The organism is Sphingobium sp. KCTC 72723 (genome assembly GCF_014280435.1).
In the GTDB taxonomy this organism is placed as follows: domain Bacteria; phylum Pseudomonadota; class Alphaproteobacteria; order Sphingomonadales; family Sphingomonadaceae; genus Sphingobium.
Genome location: NZ_CP060388.1, coordinates 1,602,377 through 1,626,779, shown reverse-complemented (window position 1 = coordinate 1,626,779; position 24,403 = coordinate 1,602,377). Strand labels below are relative to the sequence as shown.

At 63.8% G+C, this 24,403-nt stretch carries 21 protein-coding genes; 18 read left to right on the top strand and 3 right to left on the bottom strand.

Features of this window, described 5'->3' with window-relative positions:
* Positions 1-100: 100 nt before the first annotated feature.
* Positions 101-1,618, bottom strand: coding sequence for an anthranilate synthase component I (gene trpE, locus SPBM01_RS08165; protein ID WP_188064954.1), 1,518 nt, complete (start codon positions 1,616-1,618; stop codon positions 101-103).
* Between the two features lies 1 nt (position 1,619).
* Positions 1,620-3,569, bottom strand: a complete 1,950-nt coding sequence (locus SPBM01_RS08160; RefSeq protein WP_188064953.1) for a peptidylprolyl isomerase — start codon at positions 3,567-3,569, stop codon at positions 1,620-1,622.
* A 215-nt stretch (positions 3,570-3,784) separates the two neighbouring features.
* Here SPBM01_RS08160 and tpiA point away from each other — a divergent pair, with 215 nt between their 5' ends.
* From tpiA to SPBM01_RS08145, 3 genes are all read left to right on the top strand, one after another.
* Positions 3,785-4,537 carry a triose-phosphate isomerase gene (gene tpiA, locus SPBM01_RS08155; RefSeq protein WP_188064951.1) on the top strand — a complete coding sequence of 251 codons (753 nt, stop codon included), beginning with the start codon at positions 3,785-3,787 and terminating at the stop codon, positions 4,535-4,537.
* A gap of 220 nt (positions 4,538-4,757) precedes the next feature.
* Positions 4,758-5,132, top strand: coding sequence for a preprotein translocase subunit SecG (gene secG / locus SPBM01_RS08150; RefSeq protein ID WP_188064949.1), 375 nt, complete (start codon positions 4,758-4,760; stop codon positions 5,130-5,132).
* Positions 5,133-5,222: 90 nt separating this feature from the next.
* Positions 5,223-6,857, top strand: a complete 1,635-nt coding sequence (locus SPBM01_RS08145) for a CTP synthase (RefSeq protein WP_188064947.1) — start codon at positions 5,223-5,225, stop codon at positions 6,855-6,857.
* 129 nt (positions 6,858-6,986) lie between these two features.
* On the opposite strand, the gene SPBM01_RS08140 is transcribed toward SPBM01_RS08145, so the two are convergent.
* Positions 6,987-8,123, bottom strand: a complete 1,137-nt coding sequence (locus SPBM01_RS08140) for a PQQ-dependent sugar dehydrogenase (protein WP_188064944.1) — start codon at positions 8,121-8,123, stop codon at positions 6,987-6,989.
* Positions 8,124-8,314: 191 nt separating this feature from the next.
* Here SPBM01_RS08140 and rimP point away from each other — a divergent pair, with 191 nt between their 5' ends.
* From rimP to recN, 15 genes are all read left to right on the top strand, one after another.
* Positions 8,315-8,842, top strand: a complete 528-nt coding sequence (rimP, locus tag SPBM01_RS08135; RefSeq protein WP_188064943.1) for a ribosome maturation protein RimP — start codon at positions 8,315-8,317, stop codon at positions 8,840-8,842.
* Between the two features lie 11 nt (positions 8,843-8,853).
* Entirely contained in the window at positions 8,854-10,431 is a 1,578-nt protein-coding gene (nusA, locus tag SPBM01_RS08130; RefSeq protein WP_188064941.1) for a transcription termination factor NusA, read from the top strand.
* 5 nt (positions 10,432-10,436) lie between these two features.
* Positions 10,437-10,682, top strand: coding sequence for a tautomerase family protein (locus SPBM01_RS08125; protein WP_188064939.1), 246 nt, complete (start codon positions 10,437-10,439; stop codon positions 10,680-10,682).
* Positions 10,683-10,745: 63 nt separating this feature from the next.
* The gene (locus SPBM01_RS08120; RefSeq protein ID WP_188064937.1) at positions 10,746-11,474 is read left to right on the top strand and encodes a DUF448 domain-containing protein; all 729 of its coding nucleotides are present in this window, start codon (positions 10,746-10,748) and stop codon (positions 11,472-11,474) included.
* Positions 11,475-11,484: 10 nt separating this feature from the next.
* The gene (gene infB, locus SPBM01_RS08115) at positions 11,485-14,118 is read left to right on the top strand and encodes a translation initiation factor IF-2 (protein WP_188064935.1); all 2,634 of its coding nucleotides are present in this window, start codon (positions 11,485-11,487) and stop codon (positions 14,116-14,118) included.
* A gap of 47 nt (positions 14,119-14,165) precedes the next feature.
* Positions 14,166-14,567, top strand: coding sequence for a 30S ribosome-binding factor RbfA (gene rbfA, locus SPBM01_RS08110; RefSeq protein ID WP_188064933.1), 402 nt, complete (start codon positions 14,166-14,168; stop codon positions 14,565-14,567).
* A 74-nt stretch (positions 14,568-14,641) separates the two neighbouring features.
* Positions 14,642-15,547, top strand: a complete 906-nt coding sequence (locus SPBM01_RS08105; RefSeq protein WP_188064931.1) for an alpha/beta hydrolase family protein — start codon at positions 14,642-14,644, stop codon at positions 15,545-15,547.
* 8 nt (positions 15,548-15,555) lie between these two features.
* Positions 15,556-16,134, top strand: a complete 579-nt coding sequence (locus SPBM01_RS08100; protein WP_188064929.1) for a thymidine kinase — start codon at positions 15,556-15,558, stop codon at positions 16,132-16,134.
* Positions 16,135-16,139: 5 nt separating this feature from the next.
* Positions 16,140-16,691 carry a GNAT family N-acetyltransferase gene (locus SPBM01_RS08095; RefSeq protein ID WP_223177817.1) on the top strand — a complete coding sequence of 184 codons (552 nt, stop codon included), beginning with the start codon at positions 16,140-16,142 and terminating at the stop codon, positions 16,689-16,691.
* A gap of 11 nt (positions 16,692-16,702) precedes the next feature.
* Entirely contained in the window at positions 16,703-17,740 is a 1,038-nt protein-coding gene (truB, locus tag SPBM01_RS08090; protein ID WP_188064925.1) for a tRNA pseudouridine(55) synthase TruB, read from the top strand.
* Entirely contained in the window at positions 17,741-18,010 is a 270-nt protein-coding gene (rpsO, locus tag SPBM01_RS08085; RefSeq protein ID WP_188064922.1) for a 30S ribosomal protein S15, read from the top strand.
* A 212-nt stretch (positions 18,011-18,222) separates the two neighbouring features.
* The gene (gene pnp / locus SPBM01_RS08080; RefSeq protein ID WP_188064920.1) at positions 18,223-20,565 is read left to right on the top strand and encodes a polyribonucleotide nucleotidyltransferase; all 2,343 of its coding nucleotides are present in this window, start codon (positions 18,223-18,225) and stop codon (positions 20,563-20,565) included.
* Between the two features lie 145 nt (positions 20,566-20,710).
* Complete coding sequence (locus SPBM01_RS08075) at positions 20,711-21,730, top strand: sensor histidine kinase (RefSeq protein WP_188064918.1); 1,020 nt, start codon at positions 20,711-20,713, stop codon at positions 21,728-21,730.
* A 55-nt stretch (positions 21,731-21,785) separates the two neighbouring features.
* Entirely contained in the window at positions 21,786-22,571 is a 786-nt protein-coding gene (locus tag SPBM01_RS08070) for an outer membrane protein assembly factor BamD (protein WP_188064916.1), read from the top strand.
* Positions 22,572-22,704: 133 nt separating this feature from the next.
* Positions 22,705-24,369, top strand: coding sequence for a DNA repair protein RecN (gene recN / locus SPBM01_RS08065; protein ID WP_188064914.1), 1,665 nt, complete (start codon positions 22,705-22,707; stop codon positions 24,367-24,369).
* Positions 24,370-24,403: the final 34 nt, after the last annotated feature.

Sequence of the window (24,403 nt, the reverse complement as noted above, 5' to 3'; positions counted from 1 at the left end):
ACTTTCGTCATGCCAGCGAATGCTGGCATCTCATTGTTCTTTCGACCGCCGAAGAAGAAGTGAGATCCCAGCTTTCGCTGGGATGACGGGGTAGGGCGCCTTACTGGCCGTAGCCGCTTGTCTGTGCCAATGCCACGGCTTCGCGAGCGGCGGCGAGGAGCGCGCCGCTCTTGGCTTCGCATTCGCGCTGTTCATAGTCGGGGTCGGAATCCGCGACGATGCCTGCGCCTGCCTGCACATGCATGACGCCATCCTTCAGCACCGCGGTGCGCAGGACGATGCAGCTGTCCATATTGCCGTCCGGGCTGAAATAGCCGACCCCGCCAGCATAGGCACCGCGCGTTTCGGGTTCCAGTTCGGCGATGATCTGACATGCGCGGACTTTGGGTGCGCCCGACACGGTGCCAGCGGGGAAGCCGGCGAACAGGGCGTCGATGGCGTCCTTGTCCGGTGACAGGCGGCCGACCACGTTGGACACGATGTGCATGACATGGCTGTAAAATTCGACGGTATAGCTTTCCGTCACGGTCACGCTGCCAGCGGTGGCGACCCGGCCGACATCGTTGCGGCCAAGGTCGAGCAGCATGAGATGTTCGGCCCGTTCCTTGGGATCGGTGAGCAGGCTTTCGCGGTTGGCGGCGTCCTCTACTGCATTACGGCCACGGGGGCGAGTGCCTGCGATCGGGCGGATCGTGACTTCGCCGTCGCGTGCGCGGACCAGAATTTCGGGGCTGGAACCGATCAGCGCAAAGCCGGGCAGGTCGAGATAATAGAGGAAGGGCGAGGGATTGATGCGCCGTAACGCACGATAGAGGGCGATCGGCGGCAGGGTGAAGGGGCTGGTGAAGCGTTGCGCCACGACGACCTGAAATATGTCGCCCGCAACGATATAGTCCTTCGCCTTTTCCACCATCGCGGCATAGCGGCCCGGTTCCAGCACCGGCGTTACCGCGACATCGGCAATATCGACGGGCGCAGGCGTTGCGGGCAGCGGGGCGGCGAGGCGGGCGGCAGTGGCGTCGATCCGTTCCAGCGCATCTTCCACCGCGCGGTCGGCGTCGGCAAAGCTGCCCTTCCACACCGGCGCGACCAGATACAGCACGTCGGCCAGCCGGTCGAACACCAATATGACGGTGGGGCGCACGAACAGCATGTCGGGCAGCGCGATGTCATTGGGCGCGGGGCGAGGGAGTTTTTCGACCAAGCCCACGGTTTCATAGCCGAAATAGCCCACGAGGCAGGCAAGCGCGGCGGGCAGCGCGGGATCAAGTTCCGCGCGACATTCGGCGACCAGCGCGCGCAATTCGTCCAGCGCGCCGCCATTGAGCGGAGTGAAGGCGGTAGCATCGGTCGCCCAGTTGCGGTTGATTTCCGCTTTCTGCCCTTCGGCCCGGAACACCAGATCGGGGGCCAAGCCGATCAGGCTGTGGCGGCCACGCACTGCGCCGCCCTCCACCGATTCCAGCAGGAAGTCGCCGCGATCGGCCTGGAACAGTTTCAGAGCGGCGGAAATCGGCGTGTCGGTGTCGGCGATCTGCCGCCGCCACACCAGCGCGGATTCGCCCCGCGCCAAGGCCGCGCGCGCCGTTGCGACGCCGTCTCCTGCAACCGCGACCATCTTACTGTTCGCCGCTATTGTTGGCGGCCAGCGCCTTGCGCAGGTCGGCAACGGCCTGCGCATTGCGAGTGACGCCCAGATGCTTTTCGACGGCGCGTTCGAATTGCTGGCCATATTCCTGGCCGACCACTTCGCCCAGCTGGTCGCGCACCTGTGCCAGCAATTGCGGCTGACCCTTGGCATCGCCGCGCTTGATGGCGTTCAACTGCACGACGAAATAGCCGCGATCCTGACCGATCGGCAGCGTTTTGACCGTGTTGGCCGCCATCGAAAAGAGAATGGCGACTTCGGCGGGGGGACGTTGTTCCCCGCGCATGATGTCGGCGCGACGACCGCCCAGCACCTGCGGCGCGGGCAGCTTGACCCCGGCAGCGGCAATGGCGTCGGCCAGTTTCATGCCCTTGGCGACCTTGGCCCGGATATCCTCGGCCAGCTTCTTCGCCTTCTCGTTACCCTGATTGAGCTTATACTGCGCCTGCACGATCGGCTTGACCTTGGCCAGCGGCGGCGGGGCGGCGGCAACAATGTCGCCCGGCGCAATCAGCGCATAGCGCTTGTCGGGCGTGATCGGCACCAGTTGCGCATCATCGTCCGCGCTCATGGCAAAGGCGGGGGCAAGCAAAGGCTGCACATCGGCGGGGACGACATAGGCCTGATCCTCCACCTGCTTGCCGGTAGCGAGCAGCAGCGGGCTGGTTTCCAGCTTCAGCCCATTATCCTTGACCACTTCGTCGAAGGTGCCGCCATCGGCAATCGCGTCCTCCAGCTTGCCGGTAAATTCGGTCAGCAGCGATTTTTCCTTCTGCACGCGCAGGGTGGCGACGAGTTCATCGCGCACGGCGGCCAGCGGACGGGCAGGGGTCTGGTTGATCGCGGTAACGCGCAGCAACACCCAGCCCAGCGACCCGCGCACCGGCCCGGCCAGATCGCCCTGCTTTGTGGCAAAGGCAGCGTCGGCCACAGCCTTGCCCGCTGCGGTGGTCAGCGCCGACTGGCTCTGGTCCGACAGGGTGGCGACGGCAAGGCCAGCGCCCTGCGCGGCGGCGGACAGCGTTTTGCCGCCCTTCACCTGATCGGCCACCGCCTTGGCCGCTGCCTGCGTCGGCAGCACCAGTTGCTCGACATTGCGGGTCTGTTTGGCGGCGTAGCTGGCCTTGTTCTGATTATAGGCGGCGGCAATGTCCGCGTCGGTCGGTTGCGACGCCTGCGCAAAGCGTTCCGCGTCGATCACGGCATAGCGGATGCGGCGCTGCTCAGCTATGGTGAAGCGGTCCGCGTTGCGCTTGTAATAATCGGCCAGTTGCGCGTCGGTCGGTGCCTTGTCATCCAGAAAGGCGACGGCCGGGATCGCCGCGATCGTGCCTTGCCGCGCTTCGAGCAGCAGCGAGGCATAGGGCAGCACCATGGAGTCGGACAGTTTGACGCCAAGCCCCACCGGACCCAGCAATTGCCGCTGGAGGATTTCGCGGCTGATGTCATCGCGCAACGCCTGTTCGGTCAGCCGTTCGCGGACCAGAAGCTGGCGGAAATTATCCTGGCTGAAATTGCCCGCCGCATCCTGAAAGGCGGGGATCTGCGCAATCTGCGCATCGACCAGCCGCTTGGAAATATGCACGCCCTGATCATCGGCAAAGGCGCGCAGCGAGAGCGAGGCGACCAGCTGATCGAACACCTGGGTCGCGCCGCCCTGCGCGAAAAATTCGCCGATGGTCAGCGCCGGGTTGGATCGGCGGGCATTTTCGAACACCCGCTGCACCCGGTCCTGAAATTCGGTCTGGGACAGTTTCTGGCCATTGGCCTTTGCCGCCGTACCGCCGCCGCCCAACGTGCTACCGAACTGGCCGCTGGTCAGGTCGCCAAGGACGAAAGCGCCCGCGATGACGGCCAGAAACAGAACCGCGATGATCGCGCCGAACCTGGATTTGATGAAGCGACGAAAGACAGCAAGCATGAAAATGTCCGAACTACAGGCAGGATTGCGGGTGCTTTAAGCGCCGAACGGCGCGGCGGCAAGGCTATCACTGGACAAATGCGCGAACGCCGTTCATCGGCCATGACAGTCCCGATGATCTTCCGGGGAGACGCTGCGTACAGACGCGGCGGCGGAAGGCTGGCGGGGTGACGTGCAGCAATAACAACCCACAGGTTAAAGAGGGAAATCATTCAATGGGCAGGCGCAAGCTGGTTGTCGGCAACTGGAAGATGAACGGCCTTTTGGCCCAACTGGACGATGTCGAGGCGATCGGCAGCGTGGCGGCGGCGCATCCGGCGGTGGAAGTGGGCCTGTGCCTGCCCGCGACGCTGATCGGCGCGGCGGACGCGCGCAGGGGCGGCGCTTTCATTGGCGCGCAGGATTGCCACCAGAATGGCAATGGCGCGCATACCGGATGCCTGTCCGCCGCGATGTTGGCGCAGGCAGGCGCAAGCTGGACCATCGTGGGCCATAGCGAACGGCGGCAGGACCAGGCCGAAACCGACGCGGACGTTGCGGCCAAGGCGCTGACGGCCAAGGCGGCGGGGCTGAACGTCATATTGTGCGTGGGTGAAAGCCTGGACGTGCGGGACGCGGGTGACGCTGAAGCGGTCGTGTCGGCGCAGTTGCTGGCGTCGCTGCCCCAAGGCGCGGCGGCGGACTGGCTGGCGATTGCCTATGAACCGATCTGGGCGATCGGCACCGGCCGCATCCCCACGATGGAGGCAGTCGCGACCATGCACGCGGCGCTGCGCGCGGAGCTGGTTAGCCGGATCGGCGACGAAGCGCAGGGGATGCGCATCCTCTATGGCGGGTCGATGAATGGCGACAACGCGGCCGAATTGATGGCCATTGCCGATGTCGATGGCGGGCTGGTCGGCGGCGCGAGCCTGACGGCAGCGAAATTTGCGCCGGTGATCGCGGCGGCTGCTGCGGCTGTGGGGTAAACGGCTTAATTCCTCCCCCGGCGGGGGAGGGGGACCACGAAGTGGTGGAGGGGTGTCACCCTGTCGATAGCAGGACACCCCTCCGTCTGGCCTTTGGCCAGCCACCTCCCCTGCGAGGGGAGGATGAATCAGGATAGCGGTGCAGCGGCGGTTGCCCCCGCGCACCTTCGTCGCTATGTGCGCGGCAACGCACTTTCATTACCGGACAGAAACCGCTCGCATGTTCACTTTCCTCCTCGTCGTGCAGGCGATCATCGCCGCCCTGCTGGTCACTGTCATCCTGATGCAGAAGTCGGAAGGCGGCGGGCTGGGCGTGGGTGGCAGTCCGGCTGGCTTCATGTCGGCGCGCGGCGCGGCGGATTTCCTCACGCGATCGACCACGGTGCTGGCGACTATCTTCGTCACCCTGTCGATCGTGATGGCGGTGATTGCGTCGGTGCGTCATGCTCCCAGCGACATCGACACGTCGCTGGTGCGTCAGGCACCTGCGGCGCAGGGTGCGCCCGCGACCGGCAATGCCGATCCGCTGGCCGGGGCTGCCGAATCGGCCAGCAACGCCAGCGCGGCCAACGGCGCGGTTCCGCTCGCTAACTAAACGCCTCACCGATCGTTCGATCTTTATTTAAGCGTGCGTGGATTCGCGCGCTTGCCCTTTGTTGTCCTGAAAGGCTAAGCCTCTTTCCCCATGGCGCGGTATATATTCATCACCGGCGGCGTGGTCTCCTCGCTTGGAAAAGGCCTCATGGCCGCATCCCTTGCAGCATTGCTGCAAGCGCGTGGCTATCGCGTCCGCATTCGGAAATTCGACCCCTATCTCAACGTCGATCCTGGCACGATGTCGCCCTATCAGCATGGCGAAGTCTATGTGACCGACGATGGTGCGGAAACGGACCTGGACCTGGGCCATTATGAGCGCTTTACCGGCGTTTCCGCGCGGCAGAGCGACAATGTGACGCAGGGTCGCGTCTATCAGACGATCATCACCAAGGAACGGCGCGGCGACTATCTGGGCGCGACGGTGCAGGTCATTCCGCATGTCACGGACGAGATCAAGGCGTTCGCGCTGGCCGATACCGACGACATCGATTTCGTCCTGTGCGAAATCGGCGGGACGGTGGGTGACATCGAATCGCTGCCCTTCATGGAAGCGATCCGCCAGCTGCATAATGATCTGGATCGCGGCCAGTCGATCTTCGTGCATGTCACGCTGGTCCCCTATATCGCGGCGGCGGGCGAGCTGAAGACCAAGCCGACCCAGCATAGCGTGCGCGAACTGACGTCGCTGGGCATCCAGCCCGACATATTGCTGTGCCGGTGCGAACATCCGCTGCCCGAAAGCGAACGGCGCAAGATCGCCTTGTTCTGCAACGTCCGGCCTGAGGCGGTCATCCCCGCGCTCGACGCCAGCAGCATCTATGCCGTGCCACAGCAATATCATGCCGAAGGTCTGGACGCCGAAGTGCTGCGCGCATTCGGCATCACCGATGCGCCCGTGCCAGAACTCGCCCGCTGGGACGACATCATGGACCGGCACAAGAACCCGGAAGGCGAAGTAACGATCGGCGTGGTCGGCAAATATGTCGGCCTGCTGGACGCTTATAAATCGCTGCACGAAGCGCTGCATCATGGTGGCCTGGCCAACCGGGTGAAGGTCAACGTCAAGTGGATCGACGCCGAATTGTTCGAAGGGGAGGGCGCGGACATCGCTGCCCGGCTGGAGCCGATGCACGGCATATTGGTCCCCGGCGGCTTTGGCGTGCGCGGGTCCGAAGGCAAGATCGCGTCGGTCAAATTCGCGCGCGAACGCGGCGTGCCGTTCTTTGGCATATGCCTGGGGATGCAGATGGCCTGCATCGAGGGTGCGCGCAACACGGCGGGCATCGTCAAGGCATCGACCACCGAATTTGGCGAAACGTCCGAACCGGTCGTGGGTCTGATCACCGAATGGATGAGCAAGGAAGGCCTGCAAAAGCGGACCGCCGACACCGATCTGGGCGGGACGATGCGGCTGGGCGCTTATCCGGCGAAACTTGCGGGCAACAGCGTGGTCGCGGGCGTCTATGGCGCAAGCGAGATCAGCGAACGGCATCGCCATCGCTATGAAGTCAACGCGGGTTATCGCGAGCCGCTGGAAAAGGGTGGCCTGATCTTTTCGGGCATGTCGCCGGACGGCATGTTGCCCGAAATCGTCGAGCGGCCCGACCATCCCTGGTTCGTGGGCGTGCAATTCCACCCGGAATTGAAATCCAAACCCTTCGACCCGCACCCGCTGTTCGCCAGCTTCATCGAAGCGGCGGTCAAGCAGAGCCGGTTGGTCTGAGAATATTCACACAAACCTCCGTCATGCCGGGCTTGACCCGGCATCCCGCTTTTCTTTTCAGGCGTTGGAGAGAAAGCGGGACCCCGGATCAAGTCCGGGGTGACGCGTTAAGCGCCTGTCGGTGATGCTTCACTTCGCAGGCGTCAGTTTCAGCAGCCGTCCCTGCGATCCGTCCGCACCATCTTCCAGCAGCCAGAGCGCGCCGTCCGGTCCATGATCGACATCGCGGATTCGCGCACCCATGTCCCACTGGTCGGCCTTGGCCGCGCTTTCGCCATCCAGCCTGACGCGCACCAGCGCCTTGCTCGACAGGCCGCCGATGAACAGCGATCCCTTCCACGCCGGGAACAGATTGCCCGAATAATAGAGCAGGCCGCCCGGCGAGATGACCGGGTTCCAACTGACCTTGGGTGCTTCGAAGCCGTCGCTGGGCGCATGGTCGGGAATGTCGCGGCCGTCATAATGGCTGCCGTTCGACACTTTGGGATAGCCATAGTTGAGGCCTGGCTTGATCAGGTTGACTTCATCGCCGCCCTTCGGCCCCATTTCCTGTTCCCACAGGCGGCCTTCGCCGTCGAAGGCGATGCCCAACAGATTGCGATGGCCGTAGGACCAGATGGCCGGGTTGAAGCCTTTGGCCGCCAGCGGATTGCCCGCAGCCGGGGTGCCGTCCAGGTTCAGGCGCAGCACTTTGCCCAATGTCGATTTGGGGTCTTGCGCGGGGTCGAATTTCTGCCGCTCGCCATTGGTGAAGAACAGATATTTGCCATCGGGCGAAAAAGCGATGCGGCCCGAATAATGGCCGTTCCCCTCGACATAGGGGGTGGCGCGGAAGAGGGTCTGCACCTTGGTCAGGCTGGTCGTGCCGTCGCTGGCCTGCGCGAACATGCCCTTGGCCAATGCCACGCCCTTCACGCCCTCGCGCGCCTCCGAAAAGCTGAAATAGACGGCCTTGTCCCTGGCGAAATTCGGGGACAGCACCACGTCCATCAACGCGCCCTGACCGGCAGAATCGACGGCCGGGATGCCCGCGACGGGGATCTTCGTGCCGTTTTTGGGATCGAACAGGATCATCTCGCCCTTCTTTTCCGTCACCAGCGCGCGCCCGTCCGGCAGGAAGGTCATCGCCCAGGGCGAATCGAAATCGGCGATGGTGGCCGTGGCGAAGGGTTTGGGCGCGGGCGTGGCCGCGTTCTGGCCCGTGGCGTTGTCTGCCGAACAGGCAATGAGGATGAGGGGCAGGGCGGCAAGGGGAAGGCGGCGCATCTGTGTCTCTGATAAATGGCGGCTGTCGGGGCGTCTGTTGCCTGCCATAATGGATCAGAACGAATAATGTTGCAGATTCCCTGCACCCCGCCTATATCGAGATTGCTTCCTTACATCGTCAAACATGTCAGGGTCGCAGGTGAAACGCCTGCGGCAACGGCGGAACTGCTTATTTGTTTTTCGGAGATTGCATGGCGGACATCGCCGCACTGACTGCGCTGATCGAACCTGAGGTGAAGGCTTTGGGCTTTGACCTCGTGCGGATCAAGCTGTTCGGGTCGGGCGACGAACGCACGCTCCAGATCATGGCAGAGCGCCCCGAAACCAAGCAGTTGGTGATCGAGGATTGCGCCGCCCTGTCGCGTCGGCTGTCGGACGTCATGGACGAAGCCGATCCGATCGAGGAAGCCTATCGGCTGGAAGTCAGTTCGCCCGGCATCGACCGGCCGCTGACTCGCCTGCATGATTTCGTCGAATGGGGCGGGTTCGAAGCACGGATCACCGTGACCGAAGCCGTCGAGGGTCGCAAGACGTTCAAGGGCATGTTGGGCGGTGTCGACGACAGCGACGGCGTCCTGTTTACCGATACCAAGGCGGGTGCGGTCGTCATCCCCTTCGCGCTGATCGACGGGGCCAAGCTGGTGCTGACCGACGCATTAATTTCTGCTACCATGCCGTTGTCCTCCGAGGGCGCGGACGATATCGAAACCGAAGGATAAGGGTTCTTTCCATGGCCAACGCCATTTCCGCCAACAGGGCCGAACTGATCGCCATCGCCAATTCGGTGGCGTCGGAAAAGATGATCGACAAGGCCATCGTCATCGAGGCGATGGAAGACGCCATTCAGCGCGCCGCGCGTGCGCGCTACGGCGCTGAAAACGACATCCGTGCAAAGCTGGACCCCGAAACGGGCGATCTGCGCCTGTGGCGCGTGGTCGAAGTGGTCGATGTGGTCGAGGATTATTTCAAGCAGGTCGATATCAAGGCCGCGCAGAAGCTGAAGAAGGACGCGATCGTCGGCGATTTCATCGTCGATCCGCTGCCGCCTATCGACCTGGGGCGCATCGACGCCCAGTCGGCCAAGCAGGTCATCTTCCAGAAGGTCCGTGACGCAGAGCGCGAGCGCCAGCATGAAGAATATAAGGACCGCGTGGGTGAAATCATCACCGGCGTCGTCAAGTCGGTCGAGTTCGGCCATGTCGTCGTCAATCTGGGCCGGGCCGAGGGCGTCATTCGCCGCGACCAGCAGATACCGCGCGAAGTTGTCCGCGTCGGCGACCGCATCCGTTCGGTCGTGCTGAACGTGCGCCGCGAAAATCGTGGACCGCAGATTTTCCTGTCCCGCGCGCACCCTGAATTCATGAAGAAGCTGTTCGCGCAGGAAGTCCCCGAAATCTATGATGGCGTCATCACCATCATGGCGGCGGCGCGCGATCCGGGCAGCCGCGCCAAGATCGGCGTGATCAGCCGCGACGGCAGCATCGATCCCGTCGGCGCGTGCGTCGGCATGAAGGGCAGCCGCGTGCAGGCCGTCGTGCAGGAAATGCAGGGCGAAAAGATCGACATCATCCCCTGGTCGGAAGATACTGCGACTTTCGTGGTCAACGCGCTGCAACCCGCACAGGTCAGCCGCGTCGTCATCGACGAGGAAGAAGAACGCATCGAAGTGGTCGTCCCCGACGATCAGTTGTCGCTCGCCATCGGTCGTCGCGGCCAGAATGTCCGCCTCGCCAGCCAGTTGACCGGCAAGGCGATCGACATCATGACCGAAGCCGACGCCAGCGAGAAGCGCCAGAAGGAATTCGTGTCGCGTTCCGAACTGTTCCAGAACGAACTGGACGTGGACGAAACCCTGTCGCAGCTGCTGGTCGCCGAAGGTTTTGGCGAGCTGGAAGAAGTCGCCTATGTCAGCATCGACGAGCTGGCCTCGATCGAAGGTTTCGACGACGATCTGGCAGGCGAATTGCAGAGCCGCGCACTCGAAGCGCTGGAGCGGCGCGAAGCGGCTTCGCGTGAAGAACGGCAGGCGATGGGCGTTGAAGATGCACTGGCCGAAATGCCGCATCTGACCGAAGCGATGCTGGTGACGCTGGGCAAGGCGGGCATCAAGACGCTGGACGATCTGGCCGATCTGGCCACCGACGAACTGGTGCAGAAGAAGCGCATCGACCAGCGCCGCCGCAAGTCGGAAAGCAACGCCAGCGAGGACAAGGGCGGCGTATTGGCAGCCTATGGCCTGTCGGACGAGCAGGGCAATGAGATCATCATGGCCGCGCGCGCCCACTGGTTCCAGGACGAGGAAGCCTAAGTCTGATGCCTTTCGTCGACATCCGCCTGGCTGGAAGCGCCACTCGCGAGCAGAAAGCCGCGTTGGTCGCTGACATCACCCAGTCGCTCGTAGAGCGGCTGGGGAAGCCGGCGGCTGCGGTGCAGATCAACATCACCGAATTGTCGATCGAAAATTATGGCGCGGGCGGCCTGCTGATGGCGGATCGCGCGCCCGCCATTTCCCCGACCTCTGATAGGGAGGACGCCAATGTTGCGGACACTCCCCGATGAGCGTTTAGGCTTATCCGATAGCGTTGGGGTTGCCAGGCCATCCGTTTTCGCGGAGGGGCAGGCATGACCGAACGCAAATGCATATTGACCGGCGACCGTGCCGACCCTGAAACGCTGATCCGCCTGGCGATCGGGCCGGAGGGGCAAGTGCTGCCCGATGTCCGGGCCAAGGCGCCGGGACGCGGCGCATGGATCGGCGTCACTCGCACGGAACTGGAAAGCGCGCTGGCCAAGGGCAAGCTGAAAGGCGCGATTGCGCGATCTTTCAAGGCCGGGTCTGGCAAAGATGGCGCGTTGCAGATCGACGCCGACTTGCCCGACTGGATCGAAAGCGCGCTGCGGCAGGACATGCTCAGCCGTCTGGGTCTGGAATCGCGCGGCGGCATGTTGCTGACAGGTTCGGAGAAAATCGATACCGCGTGCCGCAAGGGGCTGGTCAAATTGCTGCTTCATGCCGGCGATGCGGCGGCCGATGGCAATCGCAAACTGGACCAGGCGCTGCGCGTCGGGCAGGAAGCGGAAGGCAGCGATCTTGCCGGCATCGTCTTGCCTGTGGACCGCGACGCCCTATCTATGGCAATGGGGCGCGACAATGTCGTCCATATTGCGGTAACCGACTCGCGTGCGGCCTTGCGTCTGCGTGCAGCCCTGGGCCGCTTGGAACACTATCTGGGTTGCGCCGTCGCGGCGCCCGCGCAGGATGAGCAGGACTCATCCGATGCGCTGGCGGACGAGACTGTATGGAATGATATGCCGGACATTGTGCCGGTCGAAGATGAAGTGAAGGGTTAAGTTCAGTCGTATGAGTGACAGCAAGGAAGACAAGCCGGTTCTGGGCCGCAAGCCTTTGGGCATCAAGCGGACCGTGGAATCCGGTCAGGTGCAGCAGCAGTTCAGCCATGGCCGCAAGAATACGGTCGTGGTCGAAGTGAAGCGGCGCCGCGTCCTGGGCAAGCCGGGCGAAGCGGTGGCACCTGCCACAGCGCCGCAGGCTGACCCTGCGCCTGCGCCCGTGGCGGCTGCACCCGTCGTTGCCGCGCCGCGTCCTGCTGCGCCGCCGCCGCCGCCCCAACAGCGCGCACCACAGCCCGCGCCGCAGCGCCACACCCCGCCGCAGAGCCTGATGTCGCGTCAGGAATTGCAGGTAAAGCTGCTGCGTGAGGCCGAAGAAGCCCGCATGAATGCGCAGGAAGATGCGCGCCGTCGTGAAGATGCTGCGCGTCTCGCCGCGATCGAGGACGAAAAGCGCCGGGCCGAGGAAAATCGCCAGGCTGCCGAAACCGCTGCGTCCGCCCCTGCGGTCGAGGAAGCCAAGGCACCCGAACCTGCCCCCGAACCTGGCATGGTCGAAGCGCCTGTTGCCGCCGCTCCGGTGGAAGCCACCGCACCTGCGACCGAAGCTGCTGCTGCGCCCGTCGAAGGGGAACGCGCTGCTGGTGCGACTGCCGCTCCGCCGCCGCCGCGCCGCTTCACGCCGGTTACGCCGGTCAAGCGTCCCGAACCCACCAAGCCCGAACGCGCGAAGAAGGGCGAGGATAATCGTCGCCAGGCCGGCAAGCTGACCGTCACCAAGGCTCTGGCCGATGACGACAGCGCCCGCGCCCGCAGCCTTGCCGCGCTCAAGCGTGCGCGCGAAAAGGAACGTCGCGCCCATTATGCAGGCGGCGCACGCCAGCGTGAGAAACAGTCGCGCGACGTGGTGGTGCCTGAAGTCATCACCGTGCAGGAACTGGCCAACCGTATGGCCGAAAAGGGCGCGGACCTGGTCAAGGCGCTGTTCAAGATGGGTCAGGCGGTCACGCTCAACCAGTCGATCGACCAGGACATGGCCGAATTGCTGGTCGAGGAATTTGGCCACCGCATTCAGCGCGTGTCCGAAGCCGACGTCGAAATCGGTATCGAGGGTGAGGCCGACGCAGTCGAAACGCTGCTGCCGCGCGCCCCGGTCGTCACGATCATGGGTCATGTCGATCACGGCAAGACGTCGCTGCTCGACGCGCTGCGCGGGACCGATGTGGTCGCGGGTGAAAGCGGCGGGATTACCCAGCATATCGGCGCCTATCAGGTAAAGACGAAGGGTGGCGACATCATCACCTTCCTTGATACGCCGGGCCATGAAGCCTTCTCGGAAATGCGCGCACGCGGTGCGAACGTGACCGACATCGTCATTCTGGTGGTGGCTGCCGACGATGGCCTGATGCCGCAGACGATCGAAGCGATCAACCATACCAAGGCCGCTGGCGTGCCGATGATCGTGGCGATCAACAAGTGCGACAAGCCTGATGCCAACCCGCAAAAGGTGCGTGAACGCCTGCTCGAACATGAAATCGTGGTCGAGGATATGGGCGGCGACGTGCAGGATGTTCAGGTTTCCGCGCTGAAAAAGACGGGTCTGGACGAACTGATCGAAAAGATCCTGTTGCAGGCTGAAGTCATGGAACTGACCGCCAACCCCGATCGCGCAGCCGAAGGCAATGTGATCGAGGCGCAGCTGGACAAGGGCCGTGGCGCGGTCGCCACCGTGCTGGTGCGCAAGGGTACGCTCAAGGTCGGTGACACGTTCGTCATCGGCGCGGAAAGCGGCAAGGTGCGCGCGCTGGTCAATGACAAGGGTCAGCAGGTGAAGTCCGCCGGTCCTTCGACTCCGGTCGAAGTGCTGGGCCTGTCGGGCGTGCCGATGGCGGGCGACCAGATGACGGTCGTCGAAAATGAGGCGCGCGCTCGTGAGGTCGCCGCTTATCGTCAGGAACAGATCACGCGCAAGCGGACGGCTTCGGTGCCGACCAACTTTGAAAATATGTTCTCGGCGCTCAGCACGAAGGTGATCGAATATCCGGTCGTCATCCGTGGCGACGTGCAGGGTTCGGTCGAAGCGATCGTCAGTGCATTGAACCGCATTTCGACCGACGAGATCAAGGTGCGTATCCTCAGCTCCGGCGTCGGCGCGATCACCGAAAGCGATGTCACGCTGGCTTCTGCTAGCCGTGCGCCGCTGATCGGCTTCAACGTGCGTCCCAATGCCAAGGCGCGTCCGCTGGCCGTGCGCGAGAAAATCTCGCTGCGTTATTATGACGTGATCTACGACCTGCTGGAAGAAGTGCGTGGCGAAATGGCGGGTCAGCTGGCCCCCGAACGCATCGAAACGATCGTGGGTCGTGCCGAAGTGCTTCAGGTGTTTCCGGCAGGCAAGAAGGACAAGGCAGCCGGTCTGCTGGTTCTGGAAGGCGTCATCCGCAAGGGGCTCAATGCGCGCCTTACCCGGTCCGACGTCATCGTGTCGAAAACCGTCATCCACTCGCTGCGCCGGTTCAAGGACGATGTGTCCGAAGTCCGCGCGGGTATGGAATGTGGCGCGGTCCTGCAGGATACCAACGACATCAAGGCGGGCGATACGCTCGAATTGTTCGAAGTCGAAGAACGCATCCGCACGCTGTGATAGGAAAGACATGGCCCCGGTTTCGGCCGGGGCCATGAGGTTGATATATGTCCAGTCAGAATGATAGTTCGTCCGTTCGCGCGCTTCGCGTCGGGGAACAGGTGCGCCATATCCTGTCCGAGATATTGCAGCGCGGCGATGTGCATGACGATGTGCTGGCCAAACATGTCGTGAGCGTCACCGAAGTGCGCATGTCGTCCGACCTGCGTCATGCCGTCTGCTTCATCAAACCCTTGCTGGGCAAGGATGAGGAAGCAGTGCTGAAAGCGTTGCGCACCAACACCGCCTATTTCCAGCGCGAGGTCGCTGCCCGCACCCGCCTGAAATATGCGGCCAAGATCAAGTTTCTGGCCGACGACAGTTTCGACGAGGGCAGCCATATCGACAAGCTGCTGCGTGACCCCCGCATAGCGCAGGATCTGGCGAAGGACGATGCGGGCGAGGATTGAGCCAGGCGCCGCTTGGTTCGCGACGGTGACGCCTGGCCGGTAACGTTTCATTTGGCAGTAATCGGGGGCAGTCAATGTATCGGATCGGACGCGGAGTTGGGATAGCTGCACTGACCTTGCTACTGGCCGGGCCTGCGAGCGCCCGTGAACCCGCCATCCATCCCGCCGTCATCAGCGATCCCGCACCAGACGCGGCCTATCCCGCAAACATGAGCGCGTTCGCTCTGCCTGCGGAAGACGGCGCGATGAACGTAGTGATGTATACCGCCGCAGGTGCGGGGCTGCATCCCACGCTGTTGCTGCTCCACGGCTTTCCCGGCAACGAACAGAATCTGGACCTAGCGCAGGCGGCGCGGCGCGCGGGGTGGAATGTGCTGACGCTCCATTATCGCGGATCATGGGGCAGTCCTGGCGTCTTTTCCTTTACCCATGCGTCGCAGGATGCGTGGACCGCGCTGCAATTTCTGCAACAGCCCGCATCCGTGGCGAAATTTCGCATCGACACCAGTGCGATCGTCGTGGCCGGGCATAGTATGGGCGGTTTCATGGCGGCCGATGTCGCGGCGGCCGAACCGCGCGTGGCGGGTCTGTTCCTGATCGACCCGTGGGATCCGGCGCAAACCGTCGCCGCACTGGCGACCGATCAGGGCAAGGCAGCGTGGAAGGCGGAAGTGGAGAGCGACCTGCCTCCGCTGAACGGCGCGACCTATGACGGGCTGACCGCCGAAATCACCGGCAATGGCGACAAGTTCGATCTGGGACGGCGGCTGTCCACTTTTGGCCGCCGCCCGCTGACCATCGTGGGTGCGGAAAAGGGACTGGGCGCGGAGGCGCGCAAGGTTGCGGCCGATGCGCAGGGCGGCAATCCGGGTGCGCGGCTGATGGTCTGGCCCACCGATCACAGTTTTTCGGACAAAAGGATCGCGCTGGCCGACGCGCTGGTGCGCTTCCTGTCTGGCGTTGCGCCGACCATTCGGTAAAGCGCGCCATGGCCAAACTCTATTTCTACTATAGCTCGATGAATGCGGGCAAATCGACCACGCTGCTGCAATCGAGTTTCAACTATCGCGAACGCGGCATGGCGACGATGCTGTGGACCGCAGCGGTGGATGACCGTTACGGGCAGGGGCGGGTGGTGTCGCGCATCGGGCTGGAGGCGCAGGCGCATCTGTTCGATCCGGCGATCGACATGTTCGTGGCCATCGCGGCGCAGCATGAGGCGACGCCGTTGTCCTGCGTGCTGGTGGACGAGGCGCAGTTTCTGAGCCGGGATCAGGTGTGGCAATTGGCAGGGGTGTGCGATCGGCTGGACGTGCCAGTGCTATGCTATGGCCTGCGCACCGATTTTCAGGGCGAACTGTTCGAAGGCAGCGCCCATCTGCTGGGGCTGGCCGATACGCTGAGCGAGATCAAGACCGTGTGCGATTGCGGGCGCAAGGCGACGATGAACCTGCGCGTGGACGGGCAGGGGCAGGCGATCCGCCACGGCGCGCAGACCGAAATCGGCGGCAATGACCGCTATGTCGCATTGTGCCGCCGCCATTTTGCGCAGCAGATGGGCCAGTGAGCCGGATCTCCCGATTGCTGGCACCGATCATTGCGCCGGGCCTTCTGCTGGAGCAACTGGGCGAACGGCACCGCGAAGCGTTGCGCGGCATCTGTCCGCCCGACGACCCGGTGTGGGAGATTTATCCCGTGCGTTTTGCCGGGGCGGATTTCGACGCAGCGTTCGATGTCACCATGGCCAATGCGGATCGCTGCCCCTTCCTTATTCTGGCCGATGGCGTGCCGGTGGGCATGTCGGGCTATCTGCACATTCATGCGGCCGACAATGGGCTGGAACTGGGCGGCACCTATATGACGCCATCGGCGCGGGGGACCGGGCTGAACGGCGCAATCAAGCCGCTGTTGATCGAACGGGCGATCGACTGCGGCTTTACCCGCATCGAATTTCGCGTCGACATGCGCAATATTCGTTCGCAACGGGCGGTGGAGAAGCTGGGTGCGGTGCGCGAGGGCGTGCTGCGGAAGCAGCGCATCACCTGGACCGGCCATGTGCGCGACACGGCAGTCTATTCGATCCTGGCCGACGAATGGCGTGACAGGCAGGCGGCGCAACGATAAGGCCCGCCGCCATGCATGGCTGGATCATTCTCGACAAACCGCACGGCCTTGGCTCGACCCAGGCAGTCAGCGCGGTCAAGCGCGCGCTGAGGCAAAGTGGCGCGGGCAAGTGGAAGGTCGGCCATGGCGGCACGCTCGATCCGCTGGCGACCGGCGTGCTGCCGATCGCGATTGGCGAAGCGACCAAGCTGGCCGGGCGGATGCTCGACAGCGACAAGATTTACGATTTCACCATTGCCTTCGGGGCGCAGACTGACACGCTCGATCTGGAAGGCGCGGTGATTGCGGAAAGCGATCATCGCCCTACGCTGGCGGATGTCGAGGCTATCCTCCCACGCTTCACTGGCGGAATCGAACAGGCACCGCCCGCCTATAGCGCGATCCTGATCGACGGCCAGCGCGCCTACGACCTCGCCCGTAAGGGGGAGGAGGTCGAGATGAAGCTGCGGTCGGTGACGGTGCATGGGCTGCATATCTCCTCGCCCCATGGGGGAGAGGATAGCGCAGCTTGCCCGCAAGGCGGGTTAGCGCAGCTTGGAGAGGGGGAGGGCGCGTCGCCCCCCTCTCCAAGCGCGGCTAGGCAGCACGCTGCCGAGCCTTGCTATCCTCTCCCCCAAGGGGAGAGGATTTCGTTCATCACCCTGACTGCCCATGTCTCCAAAGGCACCTATATCCGCAGCCTTGCGCGTGACATAGCGCTGGCGCTCGGCACGGTCGGCCATGTCACCATGTTGCGGCGAGTGAAGGCGGGGCCGTTCACGCTGGGAACCGCAATTACGCTGGACAAATTGGACCAGGCTGCTAAGGGCGGCGACATCGGTGGGCTTATGCTGCCGCTGACGGCGGGGCTGGACGACATCCCGGCTCTCCCCGTCTCCCCCGATCAGGCTGCCGCTCTCCGCCAGGGGAAGGTGCTGACCGGGGTCGCTGCCACCACTGGCCTGTACCTGGCGATGCTGGAAGATATTCCCGTCGCTCTGGTCCGGTCGGATGACGATCAAATCGTCGTGGTGCGCGGTTTCAACCTGATGTCGAGGGAAGACGATTAGATGACGATTACTGCCGAGCGCAAGGAAGCGCTGATCAAGGAATATGCCCGCGCTGAGGGTGACACGGGTTCGCCGGAAGTTCAGGTTTCGATCCTGACCGAGCGGATTGTCAACCTGACCGAGCATTTCAAGGGTCACCACAAGGACAATCATAGCCGCCGTGGTCTGCTGATGATGGTCAACAAGCGTCGTTCGCTGCTGGACTATCTCAAGAAGAAGGATCAGGCGCGCTACGTCGACCTGATCGGTAAGCTGGGCCTGCGCAAGTAAGCCTGCTAAAAGGGACGGCCCCAATCGGGGCCGTTTCTGATTCTGAAACATGGCGTCGGGCAATCCGGCACGGCGTTCATGATCCGGGGGACACTTCCCCACACCGTCGCACCCGCGACGGAGGAGAGTGAAACGCTCTCCAATCATGGGTCCAAGCGACCCTCCAAAGGCCCCGCCCGGCAATAGGGCCGACGCGGGCGAAGGAAAAAACTATGTTCGACGTCAAGAAAGTATCTATCGAGCTGGCCGGCAAGACGCTGACCCTCGAAACCGGCCGTATCGCGCGTCAGGCTGACGCCGCCGTGCTGGCAACCTATGGCGAAACCGTGGTGCTGTGCGCCGTGACCGCTGCCAAGAGCGTGAAGGAAGGCCAGGATTTCTTCCCGCTGACCGTTCACTATCAGGAAAAATATTCCGCTGCCGGTCGCATCCCCGGTGGCTTCTTCAAGCGTGAACGCGGCGCGACCGAAAAGGAAACGCTGGTTTCCCGCCTGATCGACCGTCCGCTCCGCCCGCTGTTCCCCGAAGGTTTCTACAACGAAATCAACGTCATCGCTCAGGTGCTGTCGTTCGATGGCGAAAGCGAGCCGGACATGGTGGCGATGATCGCCGCATCGGCCGCGCTGACCCTGTCGGGCGTGCCGTTCATGGGTCCGATCGGCGCTGCGCGCGTCGGTTACAAGGATGGCGAATATCAGCTCAACCCGTCGCTGGACGAAGTGAAGACCGGCGAACTCGACCTGGTCGTTGCCGCCACTTACGACGCGGTGATGATGGTCGAATCCGAAGCCAAGGAGCTGTCGGAAGAAATCATGCTGGGCGCCGTCCTGTTCGCGCATGACGCGAGCAAGAAGATTGTCGATGCGATCATCGCGCTGGCGGAAAAAGCCGCCAAGGATCCCTGGGACATGGCCAAGAGCGATGATCTGGGCGACCTGAAGGCGAAGCTCAAGAAGCTGATCGGCAAGGACATCGCTGCCGCCTACAAGCTGACCGACAAGTCGGCCCGTTCCAACGCGCTGAACGAAGCCCGCGCCAAGGCGAAGGCGAAGTTCATTGCGGACGGCCTGGACGCCCAGACCGTGATGGCCGGCATCAAGCTGACCAAGAAGCTGGAAGCGGAAATCGTGCGCGGTGCCATCCTCAAGGACGGCAAGCGCATCGACGGTCGCACCACCACGCAGATCCGCCCGATCGAAGCGATGGTCGGCTTCCTGCCCCGCACCCATGGTTCGGCCCTGTTCACGCGCGGTGAAACGCAGTCGATCTGCACCACCACGCTGGGCACCAAGGACGCCGAGCAGATGATCGACGGCCTGACCGGCCTGCATTATGAAAACTTCATGCTGCACTATAACTTCCCGCCCTATTCGGTCGGTGAAGTCGGTCGCTTCGGCGCGCCGGGTCGTCGTGAAGTGGGTCATGGCAAGCTGGCATGGCGTGCGCTGCACCCCGTGCTGCCCAGCAAGGACGAATTCCCCTACACGATCCGCGTTCTTTCGGACATCACCGAGTCCAACGGTTCCTCCTCGATGGCGACCGTCTGCGGCGGTTCGCTTTCGATGATGGACGCCGGTGTGCCGTTGAAGCGCCCCGTGTCCGGCATCGCCATGGGCCTGATTTTGGAAGGCAAGGACTTTGCCGTCCTGTCGGACATATTGGGTGACGAAGATCATCTGGGCGACATGGACTTCAAGGTCGCAGGCACCGAACTGGGCATCACCACGATGCAGATGGACATCAAGATTGCGGGCATCACGCGCGAAATCTTTGAAGCGGCGCTGACGCAAGCGAAGGAAGGCCGCGCGCACATCCTTGGCGAAATGGCCAAGTCGCTGTCCTCGACCCGCACCGAACTGTCGGCTCACGCCCCGCGCATCGAAACCTTGCAGATCGACAAGTCGAAGATCCGCGAAGTCATCGGAACCGGTGGCAAGGTCATCCGCGAAATCGTCGCCGAAACCGGCGCGAAGGTCGACATTGACGACGAAGGCCTGATCAAGATCAGCTCGTCCGACCCGGCGCAGATCGAAGCGGCCCGCAAGTGGATCCTGGGCATCACCCAGGAAGCGGAAGTCGGCAAGATCTATGACGGCAAGGTCGTCAACATCGTCGATTTCGGCGCTTTCGTGAACTTCATGGGTGGCAAGGACGGCCTCGTCCACGTCTCCGAAATGAAGAATGAGCGCGTCGAAAAGCCCACCGATGTCGTATCGGAAGGCCAGGACGTGAAGGTCAAGGTTCTGGAAATCGATCCGCGCGGCAAGGTGCGCCTGTCGATGCGCGTTGTTGATCAGGAAACCGGCGCAGAGCTGGAGGACACCCGTCCTGCCCGCGAAGCACGCGAACCGCGCAGCGATCGTGGTCCGCGCCGTGACGGTGGCGGCGGCGAAGGCCGTGGCCCGCGTCGTGAAGGCGGCGGCGGTGGCGACCGTGGTCGCGGCCCGCGTCGCGATGGCGGCAGCGGCGATCGTGGTCCCCGTCGTGAACGCAGCGAAGGCGGCAATGATGACGGCCCGACCGGCGGCCTGCCTGACTTCCTGACGCAGGACTGATCTTTCCAGCGATGGATCGAACGGAAAATGGGGCGCCCGGTGATACCGGGCGCCCTTTTTCATGGAAAAAATGGTTGGGACTGATTTGTATCAAGGCGGGCGGGTAAGGTTCTGCTACTGTAACGAAGCACATTTGGGGAACATCATGCAGCGGACCAACGCGCGCTTCGTCGAACGGCTGCCACTCGTCCTCGATCGGCCGGTCTATGCCTATGCCCTGACGCTATTGTTTTGCGCGGCGGCAATGATGCTGCGCTACGCTGCTGAACCCTTGCTGCCGACCGGCTACCCGTTCGTCACCTTCTTTCCGGCGGTTATCCTGGCATCCTTCCTGTTCGGGGTCCGTCCGGGGATATTCGCGGCGGTCCTGTGCGGGTCGCTGTCCTGGTATGTGTTTATTCCGCCGTTCTACAGTTTCGGCTTCAACCCGGCGGTTGCGGTGGCGATGCTGTTCTACACTGGCGTCGTCACCATCGACATCCTGCTCATCCACTTCATGCAGCGTGCCAATTTCAACCTGGCGGTGGAGCGGGAGCGCAGCCGCGCGCTGGCGGAAAATCGCGAACTGCTGTTCCATGAATTGCAGCATCGCGTGTCCAACAATCTTCAGGTCGTGGCCGCGATGCTGGCGTTTCAGCGGCGCCATGTCGATCATGACGACGCGCGCAAGGCGCTGGACGATGCGTCGGGTCGGGTGGCGCTGGTCGGCCGGATCAGCCGCGCGCTCTACGACCCGTCGGGGCAGGGGCAGGACATTGCCGCCTTCCTGCCGCGCCTGACCGCCGATGTGGTGGAAGCCAGCGGGCGGGACGACGTGACCGTCACCACCACGGCTCCCGAAGGACTGGTGATCGAACCGGAAATCATCGTGCCACTGGCGCTGATCGTGGCGGAATCGGTCAGCAACGCCATCGAACATGGCTTTCCCGATCGCGCTGGCCAGGTGGACGTGGTGCTGGAACATCAGGGCGGCGCGCTGTCGCTGCGCATTGCTGACAATGGCCAGGGGCTGCCACCGGGTTTTCAGGTCGGCGCGGGCGATTCCATGGGGTTGCGCATTGCCCATGCGCTTGCGGCCCAGTTGGGCGGGCGTTTTGCGCTGACGCCGGGCGTGGCGAGCGGCGCTGTGGCCCGGCTCGACCTGCCGCCACGGACGGCCTGTTGACCATGACCCAATCTGTCGCTTGGCGGCGGCGTGTCCCTCGGCTATGACCCGCCCCATGCTGACGAAAAAACTGACGCGCATCGGCGCGGCCACCGCCCCGGTCCTGCTTGCCGCCCTGCTCGCCGGGTGTTCGACATCCAAGAACAAGGCGGATACGCAATATGTCGCCCGCGACGTATCGACCCTGTATAATAGCGGCAAGGAACGGCTCGATCGCGGCCAGTATAAGCTCGCCGCCGCGCTGTTTGACGAGGTGGAGCGTCAGCATCCCTATTCGCCCTGGGCGCGCCGGGCGCAGCTGATGTCGGCATTCAGCTATTATATGAACAGCGATTATGCCGAATCCGTTTCCGCGTCGCAGCGTTTCCTGTCGATCCACACCGGCAACAAAGACGCGCCCTATGCCTATTATCTGATCGCGCTCTGCTATTATGAACAGATTGCGGACGTTACCCGCGACCAGAAAATCACGCAGCAGGGGCTGGATGCGCTGGGCGAACTGATCCGCCGCTATCCCGACAGCCGTTACGCCGCCGATGCGCGGTTGAAGGTCGATCTGGTCAACGACCATCTGGCTGGCAAGGAAATGGAAGTTGGCCGTTTCTACCAGCGGCGCGGCCAATGGCTCGCTGCCACGCTGCGTTTCCGCACCGTCGTCGGTAAATATCAGACCACCACCCACGCGCCCGAAGCGCTGGAACGTCTGGTCGAATCCTATCTCTCGCTCGGCATCCCGGCCGAAGCGCAAAAGGCCGCCGCCGTGCTGGGCGCCAACTATCCCGGCAGCGAATGGTATGAACGCTCCTACAAGCTGATGCGGGAACATGGGCCAAAGGCGTAAGCCATCTTGGCCCCCTCCCGCAGGTGGGAGGGGCTAGGGGTGGGCAGCAAGCGCAGCGAGCTTCCGTCCTGTCCCCTGTGCGGCGCACCCACCCCCAACCCCTCCCGCCTGCGGGAGGGGAGAGTTTTTTGATGTGCTGACCGCCCTTTCCATCCGCAATGTCGTGCTGATCGAGGCGCTGGACCTGGAGTTCGGCGCAGGCCTTTCCGTGTTGACCGGCGAAACCGGGGCGGGCAAGTCGATCCTGCTCGATTCGCTGGGGCTGACGCTGGGCGCGCGCGCCGATAGCGGGCTGGTGCGCAACGGGGAGGCGCAGGCCAGCGTCATCGCGACCTTCGACCCGCCCGGCACGGGCCATCGTGCGGCCGCGCTATTGATCGAAAATGGCATCGACCTGGAACCGGGCGAACCGCTCATCATCCGCCGCATGGTGAAGGCGGATGGCGGCAGCCGCGCTTTCGTCAACGACCAACCCTGTTCGGCGGCGCTGTTGCGCGACATCGGCGGATCGCTGGTGGAAATTCACGGCCAGCATGACGATCGCGGGCTGCTCAATGCACGCGGCCATCGCGCGCTGCTCGACGCTTATGGCCGCTGCGATTCCGGCGCAGTCGCCGCTGCCCATGGCGCGTGGCGCAAGGCCGCGAGCGCGCTGGCCGAGGCGCGCAGCACCGTGGACAATGCCGCGCGCGACCGCGATTACCTGACCCACGCAGTCGATGAACTCACCCGCTTTGCTCCGCAAGCGGGCGAGGAAGCGACGCTGGCCGACGAACGCGCCACGATGCAGAAGGGCGCGCGCCTGACCGACGATCTGACCGCGATCGGCGATTGCCTGACCGGGTCGGACGGTGGCCTCGCCCAGTTACGGCAAGCCGCGCGTCGGCTGGACCGGATCGCGGGGGAGGAACCCTTGCTCGCCGCCGTTCTCGAAGCGCTCGACCGCGCCGTGGTGGAAGCGGGCGAGGCGGAGGATCGGCTGGCGGAAGCCGCCGAGGCGCTGAGTTTCGACCCCGCCCGGCTCGACAGCATCGAAACCCGCCTGTTCGACCTGCGCGGCCTGGCCCGCAAGCATCAGGTGCAGCCGGACGATCTGGCCGCCCTGCGCGACGAGATGGCCGCCCGGCTGGCCGCGATCGAGGGGGGGCAGGAGCATGTCGCCGCGCTGGAGGCGGCAGTGACGGCCAAGGCAGCGGCCTATCGCAAGGCGGCGCAGGCCTTGTCGGGCGAACGGCAAATGGCGGCGGGCAAGCTGGACGCAGCGGTTGCGGCGGAACTGGCCCCGCTCAAGCTGGACGCGGCCCGCTTCCGCACCGTGGTCGCGCCGCTCGATGAAGGCCAGTGGACCGGGCAGGGCATGGACCGGGTGGAGTTTGAGATTTCGACTAACCCCGGCGCACCCTTCGCCCCGCTGACCAAGATCGCGTCGGGTGGCGAATTGTCGCGCTTCATCCTGGCGCTCAAAGTCGCGCTGGCGGAGCAGGGCGGGGCGGACACGCTGATCTTCGACGAGATCGACCGGGGCGTGGGCGGCGCGGTGGCCGATGCGATTGGCGAACGGCTCGCGCGCCTCGCGCGCAGCAACCAGATCCTCGTCGTCACCCACAGCCCGCAGGTCGCGGCACGCGGCGCGGACCATATGCTGATCGCCAAATCGAGCGACGGCACGGTGACTCGCACCGGCGTCCATGCGCTCGATGCGGGCGAACGACGCGAGGAAATCGCAAGGATGCTGTCCGGCGCGGAAATCACGGCGGAAGCCCGCGCGCAGGCGGAACGGCTGCTGGAGCGGGTTTAGCGTCGGTGTTCCCGCGCAGGCGGGAACCCAGATC